16 protein-coding genes and 1 tRNA gene are annotated in these 17,177 nt (G+C 59.9%); 3 read left to right on the forward strand and 14 right to left on the reverse strand.

Annotation, left to right across the window (positions count from 1 at the left end; genetic code table 11):
• The first annotated feature begins 163 nt into the window (after positions 1-163).
• The gene (locus EKO19_RS06680; protein ID WP_129775568.1) at positions 164-3,133 is read left to right on the forward strand and encodes a putative bifunctional diguanylate cyclase/phosphodiesterase; all 2,970 of its coding nucleotides are present in this window, start codon (positions 164-166) and stop codon (positions 3,131-3,133) included.
• Positions 3,134-3,201: 68 nt separating this feature from the next.
• On the opposite strand, the gene EKO19_RS06685 is transcribed toward EKO19_RS06680, so the two are convergent.
• The 4 genes from EKO19_RS06685 to EKO19_RS06700 all read right to left on the reverse strand — a co-directional run bounded on the left by EKO19_RS06685 (position 3,202) and on the right by EKO19_RS06700 (position 6,437).
• The gene (locus EKO19_RS06685; protein ID WP_129775569.1) at positions 3,202-3,912 is read right to left on the reverse strand and encodes a TorF family putative porin; all 711 of its coding nucleotides are present in this window, start codon (positions 3,910-3,912) and stop codon (positions 3,202-3,204) included.
• Between the two features lie 304 nt (positions 3,913-4,216).
• Positions 4,217-4,585 carry a cupin domain-containing protein gene (locus tag EKO19_RS06690; protein WP_129775570.1) on the reverse strand — a complete coding sequence of 123 codons (369 nt, stop codon included), beginning with the start codon at positions 4,583-4,585 and terminating at the stop codon, positions 4,217-4,219.
• Between the two features lie 190 nt (positions 4,586-4,775).
• Positions 4,776-5,480: an OmpA family protein gene (locus tag EKO19_RS06695; RefSeq protein WP_129775571.1), complete on the reverse strand. Its 705-nt coding sequence runs from the start codon at positions 5,478-5,480 to the stop codon at positions 4,776-4,778.
• 183 nt (positions 5,481-5,663) lie between these two features.
• The gene (locus tag EKO19_RS06700) at positions 5,664-6,437 is read right to left on the reverse strand and encodes an SDR family NAD(P)-dependent oxidoreductase (RefSeq protein WP_129775572.1); all 774 of its coding nucleotides are present in this window, start codon (positions 6,435-6,437) and stop codon (positions 5,664-5,666) included.
• 262 nt (positions 6,438-6,699) lie between these two features.
• Here EKO19_RS06700 and EKO19_RS06705 point away from each other — a divergent pair.
• Positions 6,700-6,776 (forward strand) — tRNA-Met (locus tag EKO19_RS06705).
• Positions 6,777-6,940: 164 nt separating this feature from the next.
• Here the strand turns inward: EKO19_RS06705 and EKO19_RS06710 are convergent.
• The 7 genes from EKO19_RS06710 to EKO19_RS06740 form a co-directional block, all read right to left on the reverse strand.
• A complete protein-coding gene (locus EKO19_RS06710; protein WP_129775573.1) occupies positions 6,941-8,110 on the reverse strand; it encodes an Arm DNA-binding domain-containing protein in 1,170 nt (389 codons plus the stop codon).
• Positions 8,092-8,310 (reverse strand): excisionase, encoded by a 219-nt coding sequence (locus tag EKO19_RS06715; RefSeq protein ID WP_129775574.1) that lies wholly within the window; start codon positions 8,308-8,310, stop codon positions 8,092-8,094. Before EKO19_RS06715 ends, EKO19_RS06710 begins: the two co-directional genes overlap by 19 nt.
• Positions 8,311-8,633: 323 nt before the next feature.
• Complete coding sequence (locus EKO19_RS06720; protein WP_129775575.1) at positions 8,634-9,059, reverse strand: helix-turn-helix domain-containing protein; 426 nt, start codon at positions 9,057-9,059, stop codon at positions 8,634-8,636.
• 18 nt (positions 9,060-9,077) lie between these two features.
• Positions 9,078-9,380: a hypothetical protein gene (locus EKO19_RS06725; RefSeq protein WP_129775576.1), complete on the reverse strand. Its 303-nt coding sequence runs from the start codon at positions 9,378-9,380 to the stop codon at positions 9,078-9,080.
• A gap of 6 nt (positions 9,381-9,386) precedes the next feature.
• Positions 9,387-9,737, reverse strand: coding sequence for a hypothetical protein (locus EKO19_RS06730; RefSeq protein WP_129775577.1), 351 nt, complete (start codon positions 9,735-9,737; stop codon positions 9,387-9,389).
• 566 nt (positions 9,738-10,303) lie between these two features.
• Complete coding sequence (locus EKO19_RS06735; RefSeq protein ID WP_129775578.1) at positions 10,304-11,581, reverse strand: AlbA family DNA-binding domain-containing protein; 1,278 nt, start codon at positions 11,579-11,581, stop codon at positions 10,304-10,306.
• A 55-nt stretch (positions 11,582-11,636) separates the two neighbouring features.
• Positions 11,637-12,200 (reverse strand): hypothetical protein, encoded by a 564-nt coding sequence (locus EKO19_RS06740; RefSeq protein WP_217705150.1) that lies wholly within the window; start codon positions 12,198-12,200, stop codon positions 11,637-11,639.
• Positions 12,201-12,368: 168 nt separating this feature from the next.
• On the opposite strand from EKO19_RS06740, the gene EKO19_RS06745 reads away from it, so the two are divergent.
• Positions 12,369-13,528 (forward strand): IS3 family transposase gene (locus tag EKO19_RS06745; RefSeq protein WP_129775579.1). Its coding sequence is split into 2 segments (ribosomal slippage): positions 12,369-12,633 and positions 12,633-13,528, totalling 1,161 coding nucleotides; the frame shifts between segments, so codons are not numbered across the junction.
• Between the two features lie 27 nt (positions 13,529-13,555).
• Here EKO19_RS06745 and EKO19_RS06750 read toward each other — a convergent pair.
• The 3 genes from EKO19_RS06750 to EKO19_RS06760 form a co-directional block, all read right to left on the reverse strand.
• Complete coding sequence (locus EKO19_RS06750; RefSeq protein ID WP_217705151.1) at positions 13,556-13,990, reverse strand: hypothetical protein; 435 nt, start codon at positions 13,988-13,990, stop codon at positions 13,556-13,558.
• A 93-nt stretch (positions 13,991-14,083) separates the two neighbouring features.
• Positions 14,084-15,229 carry a DEAD/DEAH box helicase gene (locus tag EKO19_RS06755; protein ID WP_129775580.1) on the reverse strand — a complete coding sequence of 382 codons (1,146 nt, stop codon included), beginning with the start codon at positions 15,227-15,229 and terminating at the stop codon, positions 14,084-14,086.
• Positions 15,219-16,967: an ATP-dependent nuclease gene (locus EKO19_RS06760; RefSeq protein ID WP_217705152.1), complete on the reverse strand. Its 1,749-nt coding sequence runs from the start codon at positions 16,965-16,967 to the stop codon at positions 15,219-15,221. Before EKO19_RS06760 ends, EKO19_RS06755 begins: the two co-directional genes overlap by 11 nt.
• Between the last annotated feature and the right edge of the window lie 210 nt (positions 16,968-17,177).

Here is a 17,177-nt window from a genome sequence, read left to right on the forward strand (position 1 = left end):
GCTTCGCAAACTACGGTTCTGCCGAAGTATTTCAGCGCCGCTGTCGAAAATTAACGTGGGTTATTCTTTGTCGATCCGTGAATGGCGTCAGTGGCTCACCACTGTGCGCGGGAGACTCGCTGCCAACAGCCTGCTCTCCTCATGGAGCATTTCGACTCGGCTGATGGTTGCGTTCGCAAGTGTCGCGGTGCTGGCAGCCGCCGCGAACTTCATCGTCGAACGCAGTACTGAGATCGTCACTCACTCGACCGAGGCCGCGCCTCCTTCGCCTCCGCCGGTCGTGCGAGAAGCTGTCGCGCCTCCGGCGCCGGTTGTCGAAGTTGCCGAGCCCGTCGAAACGTTGTCGGGCGATGCACTGATCCGTGCGATCGAGCGCTTCGATGAATCGGTTTACTCGGCCGTGCAATCCAATTCGGTCGAAGCACTGGCGCGCTATCGCCAGCTCGGCAAGGAAGTCGATCGCGCGACCGCTCGCTTCATGGAGCGGGCCGAAGCGCTCGGCGAAACCTCGTACAAGTCGCTTCCGACCGCGCTTCAACGACACAAGCGCGATGCCGATCGTTGGATCGATCTGTCGCAGAATCGTCGCAAGCTGTTGGGCGAATATTCGGAAACGCTCGAACGGATGAATGGCCGGGTGAATGCGTCCCTCGACGGCGCCTTCAAGATCTTCGGACGCGTCGTGGCTCGGCAGTCGCTGATGAAATTGAACACGAGCCTGAGCGGACTGCGCGACAGCTTCGCGGCCGCCGTGCGCTCGTTCAGCTCAACGCCGGAAATCCTGGATCCACTCGGCAAGGCCGAAGCGGTCTTCGCGCAAGCGCTGCTCGACAATGGCAAGAGCCTGCGCAGCGCAGAGGGCGATGAGTGGTTTACTGCAATGGAGCAGGACTTCGCCAAGCTGACCGCGGCGCGCCTCGGACTGATGAAGACGCATCAGGAGCTGACGAAGACCAGCAACGGATTCGTTGAGCAGACGGCGAAGCTGCTGGCTCGGATGCCGAATGACGCGCCGGCGATTAAGAAACGCGCCGCCAAGCCGGCAGCGAGCAGTGCCCAGTCGCCGAGCAAAGGAGCAAACGCTCATCAGCTCGCCACGACACAGCCAACGCAGGCCGCGGGCGCAACTTCGCCTGCTCAAAATGCGACCGCGCCAGGACACACATCGAACACCAGCGCGATTGCCATTACCCCTGTCGAGCCGATGCAAACGCCGCCCACGATCTCGACCGCCAAGAACGCGATGCGCGCGGCGCAGTCGTCGCAGACGATCGCTGCCGAGAGCACGAGACCGACGGCGCAGTCGTCGCAAACGATCGCTGCCGAGAGCACGAGACCGACGGCGCAGTCGTCGCAGACGATCGCTGCCGAGAGCTCGAGACCGACGGCGCAGTCGTCGCCGACGATCGCTGCCGAGAGCGCGACATCCTCGCCCTCGCAGGCCGAGGAGCAGACTGACCGCTCTCTCGTCGCCTGGATCAGCATCGCAGTACTCGTGCTGCTGTTTTGGATCTCCATCGCCACCGTTCGCAGCGTCGTACTCCCAGTCCGCCGCCTGATCCAGGCCTCCGAAAAACTCGCCGGCGGCGAACCGTGCGCACGCGTCCCGCGCGGCGGCATCAAGGAGCTCGACTCACTCGCCGTTGCCTTCAACAACATGGCCGAGCGTCTCAGTCACGCACAGGCCGCGGCGCTCAACGCGCATCATCAGCTCGAAGAGAAAGTCGCCGAGCGCACGCGTCAATTGCAAGAACTGGCGGAAGTCGACCCGCTCACCGGCCTGCCGAATCGACGCCACCTCTTCCAACTGCTCAATGCCAGTCTGGAGCGTGCCTCGAGAACGAGCAGTCGCGTCGGCGTGCTGTTCCTCGATGTAGACAACTTCAAGAACATCAACGACAGCATCGGCCACTCATTCGGCGATCGGGTGTTACGCGGAATCGCGCAACGACTGCAGGCCGCCGCGCAGCCCTTAGGATTCGCCGCCCGCCTCGGCGGCGACGAATTCACCGTCATCTGCGAAGACGTAAACGACCTCGAGCAAATCCGCGCCGCCAGCGAACAGATCATTCGCGCATTCCAGACCCCGCTCGACATCGACGGCCGTGAACTGATCATCGGCGTGAGCGTCGGCGCCAGCATCTATCCGGATCACGAGCAGAACGCCGAAGCCCTGCTGATCGCCGCCGACACAGCACTGTTCCACACGAAATCCCTGGGCCGCGGCCGTGCAAGCATGTTCACGCCGGAGCTGCTGGCCGGCGCGTCCAACAAATTCCGCATCGAGCAGGACCTGCGCCGCGCGATCGAGCGCAACGAGTTCGAGCTGTTCTTCCAGCCCGAGGTCAGCATCGAGGATCTGCAGACTCAGCTGGTCGAAGCACTGATCCGCTGGCGCACGCCCGATGGTCGATATATTCCGCCGGGCGAGTTCCTCAGCGTCGCTGAAGAATCCGGCCTCATCATGGAGATCAGCGATTGGGTGTTGCGGACCGCGATTCGCGCCGCCGCCGAGTGGCATCGCGGGCCGTGGCCGCAGGCGCGAGTCGCGATCAACGTCTCGCCGCGACAGCTGCTGGACTATGGATTCGTCGACCGCGTGCGCGAACTGCTCGCTGAATTCGACGTGCCACCTCGCTGTATCGAGATCGAGCTGACCGAGTCGGTATTGCAGACCGGCCCCGCCACGATCGAACAGCTACATCGCTTGCGTGCGCTCGGCGTAGCCATCGCACTCGATGACTTCGGCACCGGCTATTCGTCGCTCTCCTCGCTGGAACGCTTGCCGCTGACTCGCGTCAAACTCGACCGCAGCCTGATCGAAAGCATCGACACCAACCTGCGCTCGCGCTCCATCGTCCGCGCGATAATCGACATGTGCAACGGCCTCGGCCTGCAAGTGACCGCCGAAGGATTGGAACGCGCCGAGCAGTTCGAGCGCTTCCTCGGCTGCCAGAATCTTTCGCTACAGGGATATCTGTTGTCACGCCCCGTCGCGATGGACCAGATCTTCACGGCGATGGCCAGCGCCGCGCAGCGCGCGCAAGAGCTGGTGCTGCTCTCCAAGCCCAATGCAGTCGCCAACGTGATCAAACAATTGCCCGGCCCGTCCGGCAAAGCGGCGAGCGCCTAAACAAAGAGCCCCGCACCTTTCGATGCGGGGCTCTTCATTCAAACAAACGTCAGCCTGAGAGCTGTCGTTTAGTTCTTGCTCCACGGGAAGGTGGTAGCGACCGTGAACACCACGCGGCCTTCGTTGTTGAAGGCGTCGCTGCGCACGACGACGTCGCCGTCCGTATCGACATACTTCAACGCGAGATTGAAGTTGCCGACGGTGTAGCCGACGCCGAGCGAATAATCGATCTGCTTGTCGCCGAACACGTCATCCCAATAATCGCCCCAGCTGTAACCCACGTGCGCCAGGACCGAGAAATTCTGCGGCAGCGGGAACGTGCCGTTGGCTTCCAGGTAGAAGGCCGAGGTATCGCCGGCCGTGCTGTCGCCGCCGAAATCGTTCGAGTACCACAGCTTGCCCTTGAACCAGTCCTTGCTGATGCTGCCGTAGGCTTCGAGATAGTTGAAATCGCTCTCGTCCGGATAGGTGTAGTACACCACACCCACGTCGTAACCCAGGCCGCTTTCGCTCTCGCCGGCAAAGCCCGTGTACACGTCGACTTCCAGATCCACATCGACGCCAGGACCGAAATCGACGTTGCTACCCCAGGCACCGACGTACCAGCCGCCGTCGGAGGCATAGTCGATGCTGCCCTGAATGGCAGGATCCTTGGCTGATTGGCTGTTGCCGCGGAAGTCGTAGTCGTTGGTCAAAGTCCAGGTCGATGACACACCGGCGTTGGCCACCGTCGCTGCCCCCAGCAATCCAAACGCCGCCAGAATCCTGAAATTTCGCATGGGTCTCCCCTTTGTGGTGAGAAAGAAACATACCGTACTTGGTATGTCGTTGAAGTTTACTTTAATTGGCCAGATTTACGTGAATCTGCGGCAAAAAAGCCACATGTGCGTCCCATAGTCATAATGCAGCAAGCATGCCAGGGCATTTCGAGCCGCGCGGGAGCACCGGCCGGTGGCCAGAGCTGGTCAACCAGCCAGCAACGGCGCGGGCTGTATATCAAAGGCTCGCGACCGGACGATGAGAGCCAGTGCTCACTGATGGGGCGCGGCGCCCCAGCTTGGAGCATCCCTGCCCGGCTTTGCACTATGCCGGCTCGTAGATCACATAGAGCTTGGCGGTGGGCTCGAGCACTTCCCAAACCCCGTTGAAACCCGCGGGAATGACGAAGGAAGCGCCGGCGGAAAAGGTCCATCCGCGACCCGACTCGTGCTCGATGCGCACGCGGCCGCGAGTGATGTAGCAGAACTCGTTCTCGGAATAACGCACGCGCCACTTGCCCGGCGTGCTCTCCCAGACACCGGCGAAGAAACGGCCGGTGCTATCGCTGAAGTAGTTGCGCGCGACCTGCTCGGGGTTACCGGCGAGCAAACGATCGGCGGGCGGCTTGGAATGCGTGGTCTCGGGAGCCGTGGCGCCGAAGTCCACGATCAACGAACTGGCGATTTCGGACATCACGATACTCGCTAGGCACATCTGAGGAACCCGCACTGTAGGAGCTGAGAGGGGCCATGGCTACTGCAGAAGCCGTTAAGAAGCGGCTGGCGCCGCTTTGTCCAATTGTCGAAAGCGGCCAAGGCCCTTCGACACGCCCGGCAAAAGACGCGACTTTTGCCGGGCTTCGCGGTCGTTATTGCGGACGAACTCACTCGCTACGCGCCACCGCCGTGGTGGCCGTGGGCCGAATGGACAGACTCACCCGACGCTCCCAGGCATACGCCTCCAGATCTCCCTTCGGCGCCGTGGTCAGATCCGAGCCATGCGCAGACAACTGAATCTGCTCCGGCGCGGCACCACCCCGAATCAACGCTTCCCTCACAGCGTTCGCGCGCTCCAGCGACAGCTCGAGATTCTTCTCGGACTTGCCGCGCGGATCGGCGAAACCATGCAGCTGCACTTCCAGCTGGCCATGCAGCGCCAGCAACTTGCCGAGATCCTCCAACTTGCCCACCACGTCGGCATCCATGTTCGCGTCGTTCGTACGGAACAACACGTCGGCATGCAGACGCTCGGCGAGCGCATCGAGCATTTCGTCACCGCCAGTACGCTCACTCGCCTTCGCCAGCGCGATGCGCGTATTGATCAGCTCCTGCTCGAGCTTCTGAGACTGCTCTTCCATCTGTTTGGCATGCAGCTGAGCACGATTCGTCGTGCCGACGCTGTCGCCGAGAATGCCGCCGACCATGAAGCCCACCGCCGCACCGATCGGGCCACCGACGATGGCACCCGCCGCCGCGCCGCTGAACATGCCGACGCCTTCTTCCTTCGTGAGCTTGTTCTTTTCACCCGCGTGAGCCGCACTAGCACTCATCGCCAGCGCCACCGCAGTCACCAACACTTTCTTGAACATAGTCGCACTCCTCGCCGAACCCCGTCGTTGCTCCCCTCTTGGGAGGCGGGTGACGTTTGCCCGTGAGTGCTATTCAAAGCCCGGATGCGGACGCAATCCGGGGCGGGGCATGGCGAGGTGAGGAAGGAGTGTGGCGAATTGTGGCGGGAGGTTGCTCCGCCCTTTCTTATTCTCACCCATGAATCACAGGTTGCTGGTGAGGTGACCGCCGTCGACCACCAGCGTCGCGCCATTCATGTAGCTCGACGCATCGGAGGCCAGCAACAACAACGGCCCTTCCAACTCTTCGAGCTCGCCGAGCCGGCGCAACGGCATGCGCTTGATCATCGCCAAACCACCGTCGGTATCGAAGAACTCTTTGTTGATGTCGGTCGCGAAATAGCCCGGCGCGATGCCATTCACTCGAATGTTGAACCGCGCGAGCTCCAGCGCCATCGATCGCGTGAGCTGCGTGAGACCCGCCTTCGATGCGGCGTACGGCGCGATCTGCCCCGCCTGCCTGAAACTCAGAATCGATTCGATATTGATGATGCTGCCGCCCTTACCGTCCGCTTTCATGCGACGCGCGACTTCAGTGGCGACCAGAAACGCGCCCCGCAAATTCACATTCACCACGGCATCGAAATCTTCCGCGGTCTGCTCGAGCAGCGGCTTGCCGATCGACACGCCGGAGTTATTCACGAGCACATCGATGCGCCCGAGCGACTGCTCGATCGCCTGCACGGCCTGGCGTATCGACGCGCTGTCGGACACATCGAGCTTGGTGGTCGCCGCCGCTCCACCCGCGCTTCGAATCTCCGCCGCCAGCGACTCCAGCGCATCCACGCGCCGCGCCGCCAACCCCACTTTCGCCCCCTCACTCGCAAGCACCCGCGCGAAATGAGCGCCGAAGCCGCTCGACGCACCGGTAATCAACACAACTTTGCCCCGCACGGAAAACCGCTGGCTGCTGGTCATGGCCTCTCCCTTTTGAGTCGCCCAGGACTGTAGCAAACCACGCTTGCGGAAAATCGATCTGAAGTGACGCCTTCATGGCACCGGCGACCGGCCGCCGTCGAGCGAATTCACGGCCACTTATCGGGCAAAGCCGGCATTTTCGCCCCAAAAAACGCATTTCCCGGCCGCTCGTCTTGACACCCCGGACGCCCCCCTGGAGAATCGCCGCCCCCGCTTCTCGGGAACCGCCTTCCGCGCGGCGCCCATTGTCGGAAAACGGCTTGGAAAGGTAGCTCAGCCGGTTAGAGCACAGCACTCATAATGCTGGGGTCGAGGGTTCGAGTCCCTCCCTTTCCACCATATATTTCCCTTAGCATTCCGCGAGTTACGCATTCGTAGCGTGGCGCCAGTGCCAATCCAGTGCCAGCGCCGCTTTGGGACGGGAAGGGACGGTGGGGGTCGTCGAATTCCAGCCCTGGCTCGGACCCGGTTAGCAGTGGCATTGGCGGCCTCGCCTCCATCGCTCAGCGAATCGCCTCGATGTCCTCCGACTGGGAGCCGTCGATCCAGGTGGCATACACATCGAGCATCGTCTGCACACTGTGGCCGTGCTGCTTGGCCACCCACAGCAGATTCTTGCTGAGCATCAGATTCCAGCTCACGAACGAGTGCCGCGCGTTGTATGGCTCGCGGTAACGGCCCTTCACCGTCATGGACAGCGTCCAGCGCCACCGGTCGTAGCAATACCTGAGAAGGCGGATTGGCTTGCCATTCGCGCGGAAGAACAGATGGTCGTGTTTGATCTTTCCTGCCAGCTTCATGCGCTCTCTCAATACGAGCTGGCGCTTGAGCACTTCGATTGCACGCGGACATAGCTCGACGATGCGATCGACGCCGGTCTTGGTGCGATCCTTGTCGCGGTTCATCACCCGAGCCTTGGTGACCTTGAGCTTGCCCTGCGTGAGATCGCAATCCTGGACCAGCAGTGCGATTTGCTCCGAGGGACGCAGGCCCGTAAAGAAACGAAACTCGTCGTAGTTGCCTTGCGCCTCACCCCAGTCGCGGTGAATCGCGGCGATGAGCGCTTCAGCCTCGTAGATCGAGAATGGCTCCGGCGCCGGGCGATCTTTCTTCGTCAGGCGGAAGCACTTGAGTGAGGACGCTGGGTTGCTCTTCCCGGGATGATCGCGATACCCATATTCGAACGCGCAGCGGATGACGCTCACGACGTTGTTGTGGGTCTTCTTCGAGATCTCCAACTTCGCATCCACGATTTTCGCCAGCGTCGAGTACTTCACCTCCTCGAAGATCTGGTTGCCGATGACAGGCCGCCAGGTCGACTCGAGAATCTTGCGATAACTCTCGACCGTCGCGAACGCCAGATCCGTCTTCGACATTCGCGCTTCGTTGTGAGCCATGAACTCATCGAAGACCTGGTTGCAGGTTCGCGGCTTTTGGACGGGGGCGAACGTGTCGAGATCGCGGAACTCCGGGAACTCCTCGGCGAACACGAACGTGCCGAGCGCGATTCGGCGCTTGATCTCTTTGAGTTGGACGTGAGCGCGCCGCAGGTTTGCTTCAGATGGGATGCGTTTGAGTGTGGGCCGGTAGCGCCGGCCCTGATACTCGAAGTCGAACTGGATGCGGTCCGGGCCTTTCGCTCGCACTCCAACGGTTAGCGACTTTCGACCCATCGGTGGTAGCCCTGCATGTCGATCATGATGTGACCATCCGGCGCATGCCGCCAGACTTTGCCCTCCTGCCAGTCACCGCGCTCGATCTTTCTCTCCATGGCTTTGACGGTGTAGCCGGTGAGCAGATGCGCGACGGGAAGCAAGACGTAGCGGGCGGGGTGCGAGAACCATCCTCTCTGTTGTGGCGATAGCAATCTCATTGAGCACAGCAGACATGGCGAGTTACCTCCACGATGTGTTTGCGGCTGAATTACTGGTGCCGCGCCTGATGCGGCAAAACATTCCAAGAAAGATTCTGTCGGTTGCACTATCCATGATGACCTCACCATTGTTCCGAGCGCCTGGAGCCCCGTTTTCACGAGTACAGACTTGTTCAAGCGCGCACCGAAGTCACTACCGAGTTTCGCGGAAAATTCGGCCGATATCGGCGGTAAAAGACAGCCCGCTGTTTCGCCGATATATCGGCGAAACTCGCCATCGTTCAGGCTTGCCTCTCGCATACTCCGTTGCGCCTCCGCGAACGTCACCCGACCACCTGCGGTCGAGCGGCGGTCGACTTGTTGTGCTCCTCCAGCACGTCGAGGATCCGAACCACGAAGCGCTGCTGCGTTTTTGACAGTGCCTGCAGCCGCTCCGCGTGGCGCATCGCTTTCGGCGAAAGACGCCGATTCCTGACCGGCGGTTCTGGCGCGAAGCCGAGGAATTGGTCGATGTTGAGACGGAACAGCTTTGCGAGCCGTTCGAGAATGAGGACGGAGATCCGCCGCTCGCCGATTTCGTAAGCGAACACCGCTTGCTGAGAAACACCGAGCGCGCGTGCCAGCTCCGCTTGCGTCATCCCTCGTGACTTGCGCAGCTGCGTGACGCGCTTTCCAAGCGCTGCGAAGTAGGCGCGACTTTCTCTTTTGATCTGCGGCGACTTAGGTGATGCGGATTGCGCGTCGCTCATGTTCGCGTCCTGCTCGCTCTACGCCCCATCACCGGGGCCTGCACCACCCGAGGCTGCCTTGCTGGGTGGTGGACCGAACTCGCCAGCCTTGAAGCGTCTGACGATCTTCTCCAACGCATCGACCGACTCTGCAATCAGCCTCGCGATGACCTTCGCGACGTCGGCGTGCATCGTTCCATCATCGTCATCTGAGTAAAGCAGGACGTCGTAAAGGCACCTGGCCATCCCCTGTACCTGCATGAGGTTGGCTCGCTCCGCTTCGATCAGTTCTTCGAGAGAGCGGCCGGCGGGAAGTGCTTCGTATGTTTCCTTCTCCGCCATGAGTTGTTACCTCTTGCGGAGCGGTGAACTACACAACCGCTCGATGGCTTCTGCGCCACCAAGTAGTCGTTCGTGGAGCGCCGCCTGCCCTTCGTGACATTGCTGAGCCGCGTCGCGAAGGCCGTCAGCGACGAAGAGCGCCTCGGTGACGTCGTCGTTCGCTGCTTCGCCAGTGCTTGAGCTTGCGAAGAACTTGCTGCGGGTCATGAGGATCGCGTGTATCAGCAGGCGGGTGCGCCGGAGCGATGCCACGTCACCCTGGGATCGGCACCATGCCTCGATCTGTCGGACGCTGGCCAGCAGCGAATTGAGGCCCATGCTGAGGACGACCATGTCTTCGCGGGTGGCGCGGGTCATGGCTCGTACCTCGCGCGAGGCGCGCTGACCTGGCCGGAACAATTGTTAGGAGATACCGGCGAGTAGTTGCAAACGCATTCTCGCCGCCGGTTCATGGCCGCGCCCTACCCGATGAAGTTCGGTGGAGCACGGCAACGCCGCTTGTTCTGTGAGATATACGCGCACCTACCCGCAAAAGCGCCGGGTGCGCCATAATGAAGGTAGCCATAACTGCCTCTCGTAAAGGCGTTGTGGTTAGGCCCTCGTCGGTGTGCCAACACCGGCGGGGGCCGCCCTACGCGGATGCGATCCGCGGGGACACACTATTCCTATAGCGGATCACAAGTCCAGCGTCTTGACCCGCCTGAAATGCCAGGTGATTCGTCCGGTCGGACAGGGATTTAACAGCACCGCGAAACGGACGACCAAACCGCGCCTGGAGCGGCGAGGAGCATAAAGCGCGTAGTCCGAATTACGGCCAGAAGAGGGACGTGAACGATGCTCCGGTCCGCACATCCGCAGGGATCAATCGGCACCAATTCTTACTATCAGATCAAGACGCGCGAGCACCAACGTGACGGTGCGAACTACAGGAGCTGTCGTTGGCTGTACGACACCTCAATCATCGACTTCATCTCTTGCGGCGTCAGCTTCACGCTGGTGCCGCCGTGGCGAATGTAGGCTACTTTGGTTTTGACGAGGAAGTTGATCTCAGGGGATTTGACGACTGTCACGACGACCAGTTGGGTGTCCGCAACGCTAGCAACTTTCACTTCGAAGCATTGGTTATCCTTCAGCGCCTCGCGAAGGTGGGTGCGGACGGCCTGAGCATAGGCCGCAATGGCTGAATCCGCGTCATCGCCGCGGCGGACGGCATGGCCTGCGACACCTTCGATCTCTCCTTCCTTGCTGACGCCGATAAAGAGCGTGCCGCCTTTCTGGTTTGAGAAGGCACAGACCGTTTTCTCCAGCTGGGATGCCTTGTCGTTCGCAAGGTCCACCGAGGGTTTGAACTCGCATATCTCGCTCTCGCCGCCGAGTATAAGAGCCAGTCGCTCCTGTTCACGCGCCGCTTCCTGCGGAGTGGGCGCGTACTTATAGGGCCAGTGAGTTGTTGAAATGAAGTCGATCAGCGCGTTCCCGTTCGTGAGCAGCCACAGCTCCACCTCCGTGATCGCCCTATCATCGATTGTGGCGCCCGCGTCGGCCGCGATGTCGATCACCTTGCCATTGACTTTGCCCACTAGGCGCACTGGAACAACCGCCCCCGTAATCGCGATACGGCCGTCCGCGAAGGAGATAGCTCCGCGCCTGTCCGCCACTTCGATGGTGAACTCGCCACGATCAAGTCCGTCGCGCGGATTGAGCCCAAGGAACGCCTTGGCGTGGTGCTCGGCGGAGGGCTGGTAGGGCTGATCGAAGGCGATCAGCTGGCTTTCGGAGAAGACAGCATTGGACTCAACGTTCGCCCGAAAGCGCCTGGCTGGCATGCCGGTCTTGGTGGCATGGCTCGGAACGATCTCCTCGCGCCAACGCACTGGCGAGGTAGCGGGCAGGCAGACAGCCGGAAGATCCGGTGCAATCTCTAGCCCCTCGGCACTCGCCAGCATCTCGAGAAGCTGCTTAAGGGTGATGTTGTTGAAGGCCTTGCTGACGAAAACAAACGCTGGGTAGTCCTGCCGCGCATCACCGTCTATCTTGCCTCCTAGGAGGCATTGGCCGATGCAGTATCTCCAGTCGGCATCCTGCTGCCGCGTGTAGATGACACGGACGTATGCCGCGCCCTGCACCTCGTAGACGTCGAGAGCCTTAGCTGCACTGTCAAGGTCGGCGGGTGAATGGAGGTAGCGCTGTGTTGTAATCATGGCTCGTCCTTTGATCTTTGATCAGTGTCCTGCCGCTCGCACCAACCTTGCGTGCTCACGAAACCGTCACCAGCCGCAGCACACGTTCGGCGGGCCTGTATTCGAGGGCGACGACCATGCGCTCCGGATGCCCGTCCTGCCTGGGGAACTCAAGCATGATGTTGAACTTGCTGAGCTGGTGCGTGGGCTTATCGACCCACTCCATATTGTAGAGATAGCTCATCCGCAGCTTCTCGCGGATCGCCGCCTCTAGTTCAGCCTTGGTTGATTCGGCAAGGCCGGCCTTCTTAAGCTTTCCAAACTTCGCGGTCTTCAGATACCTCTCGAACTTGGCGTCCTCGATGACAACTGTGAACTCCTTGAGCGGAGCCACCATCTCGGACATCGCCCGCAACCCGATCTCAAGATCGTCGTCCGACTCCTCCATGAGCATCCTCTCGGGCTTGTAGGACAAAAAGACGCTGAAGTATATCGATTGGAGGCTCCTCAGACGGAGACCGAGCGCCATGTAGTCGTGGAGATGCAGGTTGTGGTTCTCGGTGTTCGGTCGGTCATCCTCATGTCCGAGGATGACCGTATCGCCCTGTTTGATCACTAGGTTGGCGAGGTGCATCGACACAAAAGTCTTCGCCAGACTCGCGTAAGTGCAAGGGACGTAACCGAGATAGGCCTGGTGCGCCCGCAGGCTATTGTCGATGGCGGCAACGCTGCTTTCAGAGAGGTTTGATCGTCCCCCGATTTCGTGGAGACCACCAAAAGGTGGACAATACGAAGTTGGAGGTTGGAAGTGTCAGAGCAGAAAACGAGAAGGCAATACAGCGACGAGTACAAGTCGGAGGCGGTGCGTTTGGTGCGGGAGTCCGGCAAGCCGCTGTCGCAGGTCGCGCGCGAGCTTGGACTCAACGACAACATGCTGCATCGATGGTCACGGGAAGAACGCGGCGCTCAGGCGGCGGGCAAGACGCGAGGTGAGGTCAAGGTCGATCAGGAGGAGCTGGCTCGATTGCGTCGAGAGCTGGCGCGGGTGACCGCGGAACGCGATTTTTTAAAGCGAGCGGCGGCGTTCTTCGCGAAGGACGTGAAATGAAGTTCCGAGCCATCCGGGACAACATTGGCCGATTTTCTGTGAGTTTGATGTGCTCAGCGCTCGGCGTATCGGTCTCCGGCTATTACGCTTGGCGAGATCGACCAGCGAGCTCGCGGATGCGGGCCAATGAGCAGCTGCTGGAGCAGATTCGCGAAGCTCATCAGCGTTCACGGGGCACCTATGGCAGCCCGCGGATCACGCACGAGTTGAGGGCCCGTGGCCATCGCGTCGGCGAGAACCGTGTCGCTGGATTGATGAGAACAGCCCAGATACGCGCCAAGAGCGCTCGCAAGTGGCGTGCGACGACGCAATCCAAGCATCGATGGCCGGTGGCGGAGAATACGCTGGATCGAGCGTTCAACGTCGCCCAGCCCAATCGCGTGTGGGCCGGGGACATCAGCTACGTGTGGACCGCTCAAGGCTGGCTGTATCTGGCCGTGGTACTCGATCTGTACTCCCGAGCAGTGATTGGCTGGGCGATGGGCGAACGTCTGACTGCGGATCTAGCGACGCAGGCGCTGACGATGGCCCTGTGGCGTCGCAAGCCGCATCGCGGACTGCTGCATCACTCGGACCGTGGAGTCCAATACGCGGCCGGAGACTATCAGCGACTGCTTGCCACGCACGGTATCGACTGCTCGATGAGCCGCAAGGGTAACTGCTGGGACAACGCAGTGGTCGAAAGCTTCTTTCACACGTTGAAAGTCGAACTCGTGCATCAGCGTCGCTATCTCACGCGAGATGAAGCACGCCAGGACATCTTCGAATGGATCGAGGTGTTCTACAATCGGCAACGGCGTCACTCTACGCTCGGCTATCGTTCACCGGCCGAGTTCGAGACGATGGATCAAGTCGCTTAGCGATGTCTCCGCGATCTCGGGGGAAGATCAGTTGTTGACGTAGAGGACATAGCAGAAGCAGGGATGCTTGAAGTTCAGGTCCTTGGCGACAACCGCTGAACGCCGAAGCAGTGCGCGTGCGATCTGGTCCCGATCATCGATCAGCTCACCACCGAGAATGCTGTGTGTAGTTCTGGGATCGAGCGCCTTGAAAAGCGCGTCGGCACACTCCACGCCCGGAGCGAACTTATTCTCGCAGCGTTGTTCATCGAAAAGAAACGCCGCCTCGTGCTTCGTCGATTGCGGCGTCAGGGCGCTTCGCAAAGACGCGTAATCGATGCGCTTCGCACGAAGGACGTCGAGGAGGTCACTATGGAAGCGCTGAATTTCACGGAAGGTTCGCGCATCGGTCCAGGCACAGTGTTCCCGCATAACCGGAAGCATTACGTTGCCGCGAGCGTTGAGTGTGTGGATGCAAGCCATGATCGACTCACTTGCCAAAACGAATTTCTATTCGCGGCCGGCGGCTTAACCTGCAAGTCCGCAGAGGATAAGCAATCGCGGACACAGCTTCCTCTATGGACTCCATATCTGCGCGCCGGTAACGACGCTGCCGCCCTTGTAACAGAACGCCACGCTGTATTTCGCACGAGTGATGGCGACATAGAGTTTGTTGCGCGATTCGTCAGTCTTCGCCTTCTTGAAGGCCGTGGTGTCTCCGCACAGAAACTTTGCATGGGGATCAGGCGGAATGATCAGCACCCGCTCGAACCCCATGCCCTTCGACTCCCCGAAATTGTACGCGGCGCGGCCGTCGCATAGTGCTTCCTCCGTCTGCCGGTTCCGGCGCAGGATAACGGGGTTGTATGTTTCTATGTATTCCTTCATGCGAGCTGCCGGGACAGCGAAGATGCCCTGATGGCCAGCGTGCTCCGGTGGCACAACAGTGATCTGCGATTTCGTGGGGCTATACAACCCATCACTCGCATGCAGCCGGTCTGCCAAATCGCAGATGCTCTGAATGCAGCGCCAACTGATGGCGAGGTCATCGATCGCGAAGCCCATGGCCGTAAATTCTGCGAGTTTTTCGGCGCTTGTCTGCGGCTTCTTTGATGTTTCCGACGTTTCGTAGATCGACTGCCGGAAATCGCCCACGCAGTCGAACTCCGCGATGCTGGCCTCCAGCATCGCGCGGACCACTGCGAAATCCCAGCCGACGAGGTCTTGTATCTCATCGATAAAGACAGCGTCGTAGATCTCCGCAAGCCTATGCGCAGGCTTGCCGCCGCTTTGCTGATGAACTCTGGCGGCCAGCTTTGCCAGATAGTAGGTATGCGCATCGTTGCCCCTTGTCACGTAGTGACGAGGATTCCAGTGGTCGCCGATCTTTTCCGTACGCCCTCTGATGTAGAACGTCTTGCCTTCCACCAGATGCGGGTTTCTAGAATCGAAGGCGATTCCCGAGACCCGCTTATCGAGAACGCAGCGCTGATAGGGCCGGATCATGTCCTCGAGCAGAAAAGAGAACCACCCCTTCACGACAATGTTCTCCGGCTGGAACTTATTGATGCGGCAGATCGCCCGCACAAGCTCGAACTGGTTGTTGATCGTGTAGGTGAGCAGGAGCACCTTACGGCCATGAGAGGCCCGTTTGAGCGCTTCCTTGGCTATCCGCTCGGACTTTCCGGCACCGGCGCTCGCGAGAAGAAGCTTACGCGCCAAAGCTCACGGCCTTCTTCAGGTAGTCGGGATACTTGATGGTCTCTGCCGTATCGAAGATGCGCATCGCAGAATCGACCTTCTTCTTCGGTCCGCCATCTGTCAGGTACCAACCTGTCAGGAATGCGCGCTTGCCCGCCAAGTCGGCGCATGCGGCATATTCACCGGCATACGTCTTTCCGGACAGCATCACCTTAGCCAGTATGTCGAGTGAAGCGACGTTCTCGCCGTTTGCGGCAACCAGCGCCGGTTCCAGGGAACGCTCGTCATTGTTCTCCGGCGAAAAGCATTCAATGAAGTCGCAGCCGTCGTAATCTTCCTTCTTCCACTCAACAATATTTTTCTGGTAATCGCCGTCGTTGTCTTTCACGACACGCACCGAATGCTTCAGCGCTTTTGCGATATCGAGATAGACCTTAAAGCCGATGCCGCGCACGACGATGATGTCGATACCATCTTCTTCAGGCAGGCGACCATTAGCTGCGAGGTAGATTTTCTTCAGTACAAGCTCGTCGGAGGGACCCTCGACCAAGATCACTCTCTGCGACAGTACGAGGCGCAGCGTGTCGTACCCCGGCAACCGTTTCAGCGTCTTGATCGTGCCCGCATCTATGTTCTTCAGCTTTTCGTATTTTTTTGACAGCAGGCACAGCTTCTCGATGCTGAGCTTGTTAAGTACATAGGAGCTGTGCGTCGTGAGGAAAATCTGTTTGCCCGCGTTTTTCTTTTCAATGTAGGAGACCAACTGGATCAGGTTGATGTGCGAAAGATGGTTCTCTGGCTCCTCGAGCATCACCACATCGACGTCCTTGGCCCTGTTCTGGATGGCGACCTTGATCTGTATCTGGTTCTGCTCTCCCTTGCCAATATGCGCGAAGGAGATGTCATCGACAGCGAGCGCGAGGTTGCTGTCCCAGCTGCCGGAAGGCGTGATATCGGCTACGATTTCCAGTTTTTTCGTGCTCAGCTCGTTAGCTGCATTCAGCTGCGCGTTAATCGCCTTCACATCGCCCTTTTCATTGAACTCGATCTTCAGATGGCGGTAGGTCAGGTTGAGCATGGGGCGCGCATGCTTGTCGACCGATGCGTTGATGATACTGTTGATATAGCGCGAGCGCCCCATCGTGGGGTGCAGGCGCGTCGGATCGACGAAGAGGCAGCCGATCGGCTTCGCCACCTGCGCGAGCGGTTTCCAGGCAAAGCTCATCCACTCGATCTTGTACAACTCGAACGGCACTGTCAGGACCTTGCCCGACGTGGCAAATGGCGCGTAGTACGGCGTGAGTTCGGGATTAAAGAGCATCTTCAGGGAGATGCCTTGCGTGTCGGCACCCTCGCTGTTGTTGTTCCCCTTCAGCTCGGGATCTCCCTCGACGTACGCCTCGATCAGAAGTTCGGGCAGCGAGGTCTGTGACAGATCACCCTTGATGTACTTTTCCATGCAGGCGCTATTGAAGAGCTCCGCCATGACTTCTGGCGAGAGCGGCCTGCCGCGATGACAGTAGTTCAGGCACAGCTCGATCGCTTCCAGGACCGAGCTTTTCCCGCATTCGTTATCGCCGACGAGAATATTGATGTCGTCGTTGAACTCGAAAGTCTCGTCCGCGAACTTCTTAAAATTCTTGACGCGGAGCTTCTTGATGCGCTTCATCCCTTTTCGTTCCGTGTTGTTTTTGTGCGCAGATTTGGCTCGCCGCGAAGTATACGCCAGTGCGGGCGAATGCTGCACGGGCGGCATCATATCCATCCGCCTCGATATTGATGCTCGTCCGGCTCAATGATCAGCTGGTTTGCAGTAACCATGTCAATCAAGTTGGGACCGGCTTTACTTGAGTGATGCCGGGATCTTCTAGCGCCCCCCCCGATGTTCGCTGGCGGAAGTAGGGCGCGTCCGCTTCGGGTATATACTCGACACCCCACGCAGACGTAGCGCAGGTTCACGGTACGTTCA

The sequence above is a fragment of the Peristeroidobacter soli genome (assembly GCF_004138485.1).
Taxonomy (GTDB): Bacteria; Pseudomonadota; Gammaproteobacteria; order Steroidobacterales; family Steroidobacteraceae; genus Steroidobacter; species Steroidobacter soli.

What these genes read in the sequence shown, in the direction of transcription:
- EKO19_RS06690 (WP_129775570.1), bottom strand. Translation starts at nt 4,585, where the DNA reads ATGTCCGAAATCGCCAGTTCGTTGATCGTGGACTTCGGCGCCACGGCT.
- EKO19_RS06735 (WP_129775578.1), bottom strand. Translation starts at nt 11,581, where the DNA reads ATGATTACAACACAGCGCTACCTCCATTCACCCGCCGACCTTGACAGT.
- EKO19_RS06695 (WP_129775571.1), bottom strand. Translation starts at nt 5,480, where the DNA reads ATGTTCAAGAAAGTGTTGGTGACTGCGGTGGCGCTGGCGATGAGTGCT.
- EKO19_RS06720 (WP_129775575.1), bottom strand. Translation starts at nt 9,059, where the DNA reads ATGAGCGACGCGCAATCCGCATCACCTAAGTCGCCGCAGATCAAAAGA.
- EKO19_RS06760 (WP_217705152.1), bottom strand. Translation starts at nt 16,967, where the DNA reads ATGATGCCGCCCGTGCAGCATTCGCCCGCACTGGCGTATACTTCGCGG.
- EKO19_RS06725 (WP_129775576.1), bottom strand. Translation starts at nt 9,380, where the DNA reads ATGGCGGAGAAGGAAACATACGAAGCACTTCCCGCCGGCCGCTCTCTC.
- EKO19_RS06750 (WP_217705151.1), bottom strand. Translation starts at nt 13,990, where the DNA reads ATGGCTTGCATCCACACACTCAACGCTCGCGGCAACGTAATGCTTCCG.
- EKO19_RS06730 (WP_129775577.1), bottom strand. Translation starts at nt 9,737, where the DNA reads ATGACCCGCGCCACCCGCGAAGACATGGTCGTCCTCAGCATGGGCCTC.
- EKO19_RS06680 (WP_129775568.1), top strand. Translation starts at nt 164, where the DNA reads ATGGTTGCGTTCGCAAGTGTCGCGGTGCTGGCAGCCGCCGCGAACTTC.
- EKO19_RS06700 (WP_129775572.1), bottom strand. Translation starts at nt 6,437, where the DNA reads ATGACCAGCAGCCAGCGGTTTTCCGTGCGGGGCAAAGTTGTGTTGATT.
- EKO19_RS06685 (WP_129775569.1), bottom strand. Translation starts at nt 3,912, where the DNA reads ATGCGAAATTTCAGGATTCTGGCGGCGTTTGGATTGCTGGGGGCAGCG.
- EKO19_RS06715 (WP_129775574.1), bottom strand. Translation starts at nt 8,310, where the DNA reads ATGAGATTGCTATCGCCACAACAGAGAGGATGGTTCTCGCACCCCGCC.
- EKO19_RS06710 (WP_129775573.1), bottom strand. Translation starts at nt 8,110, where the DNA reads ATGGGTCGAAAGTCGCTAACCGTTGGAGTGCGAGCGAAAGGCCCGGAC.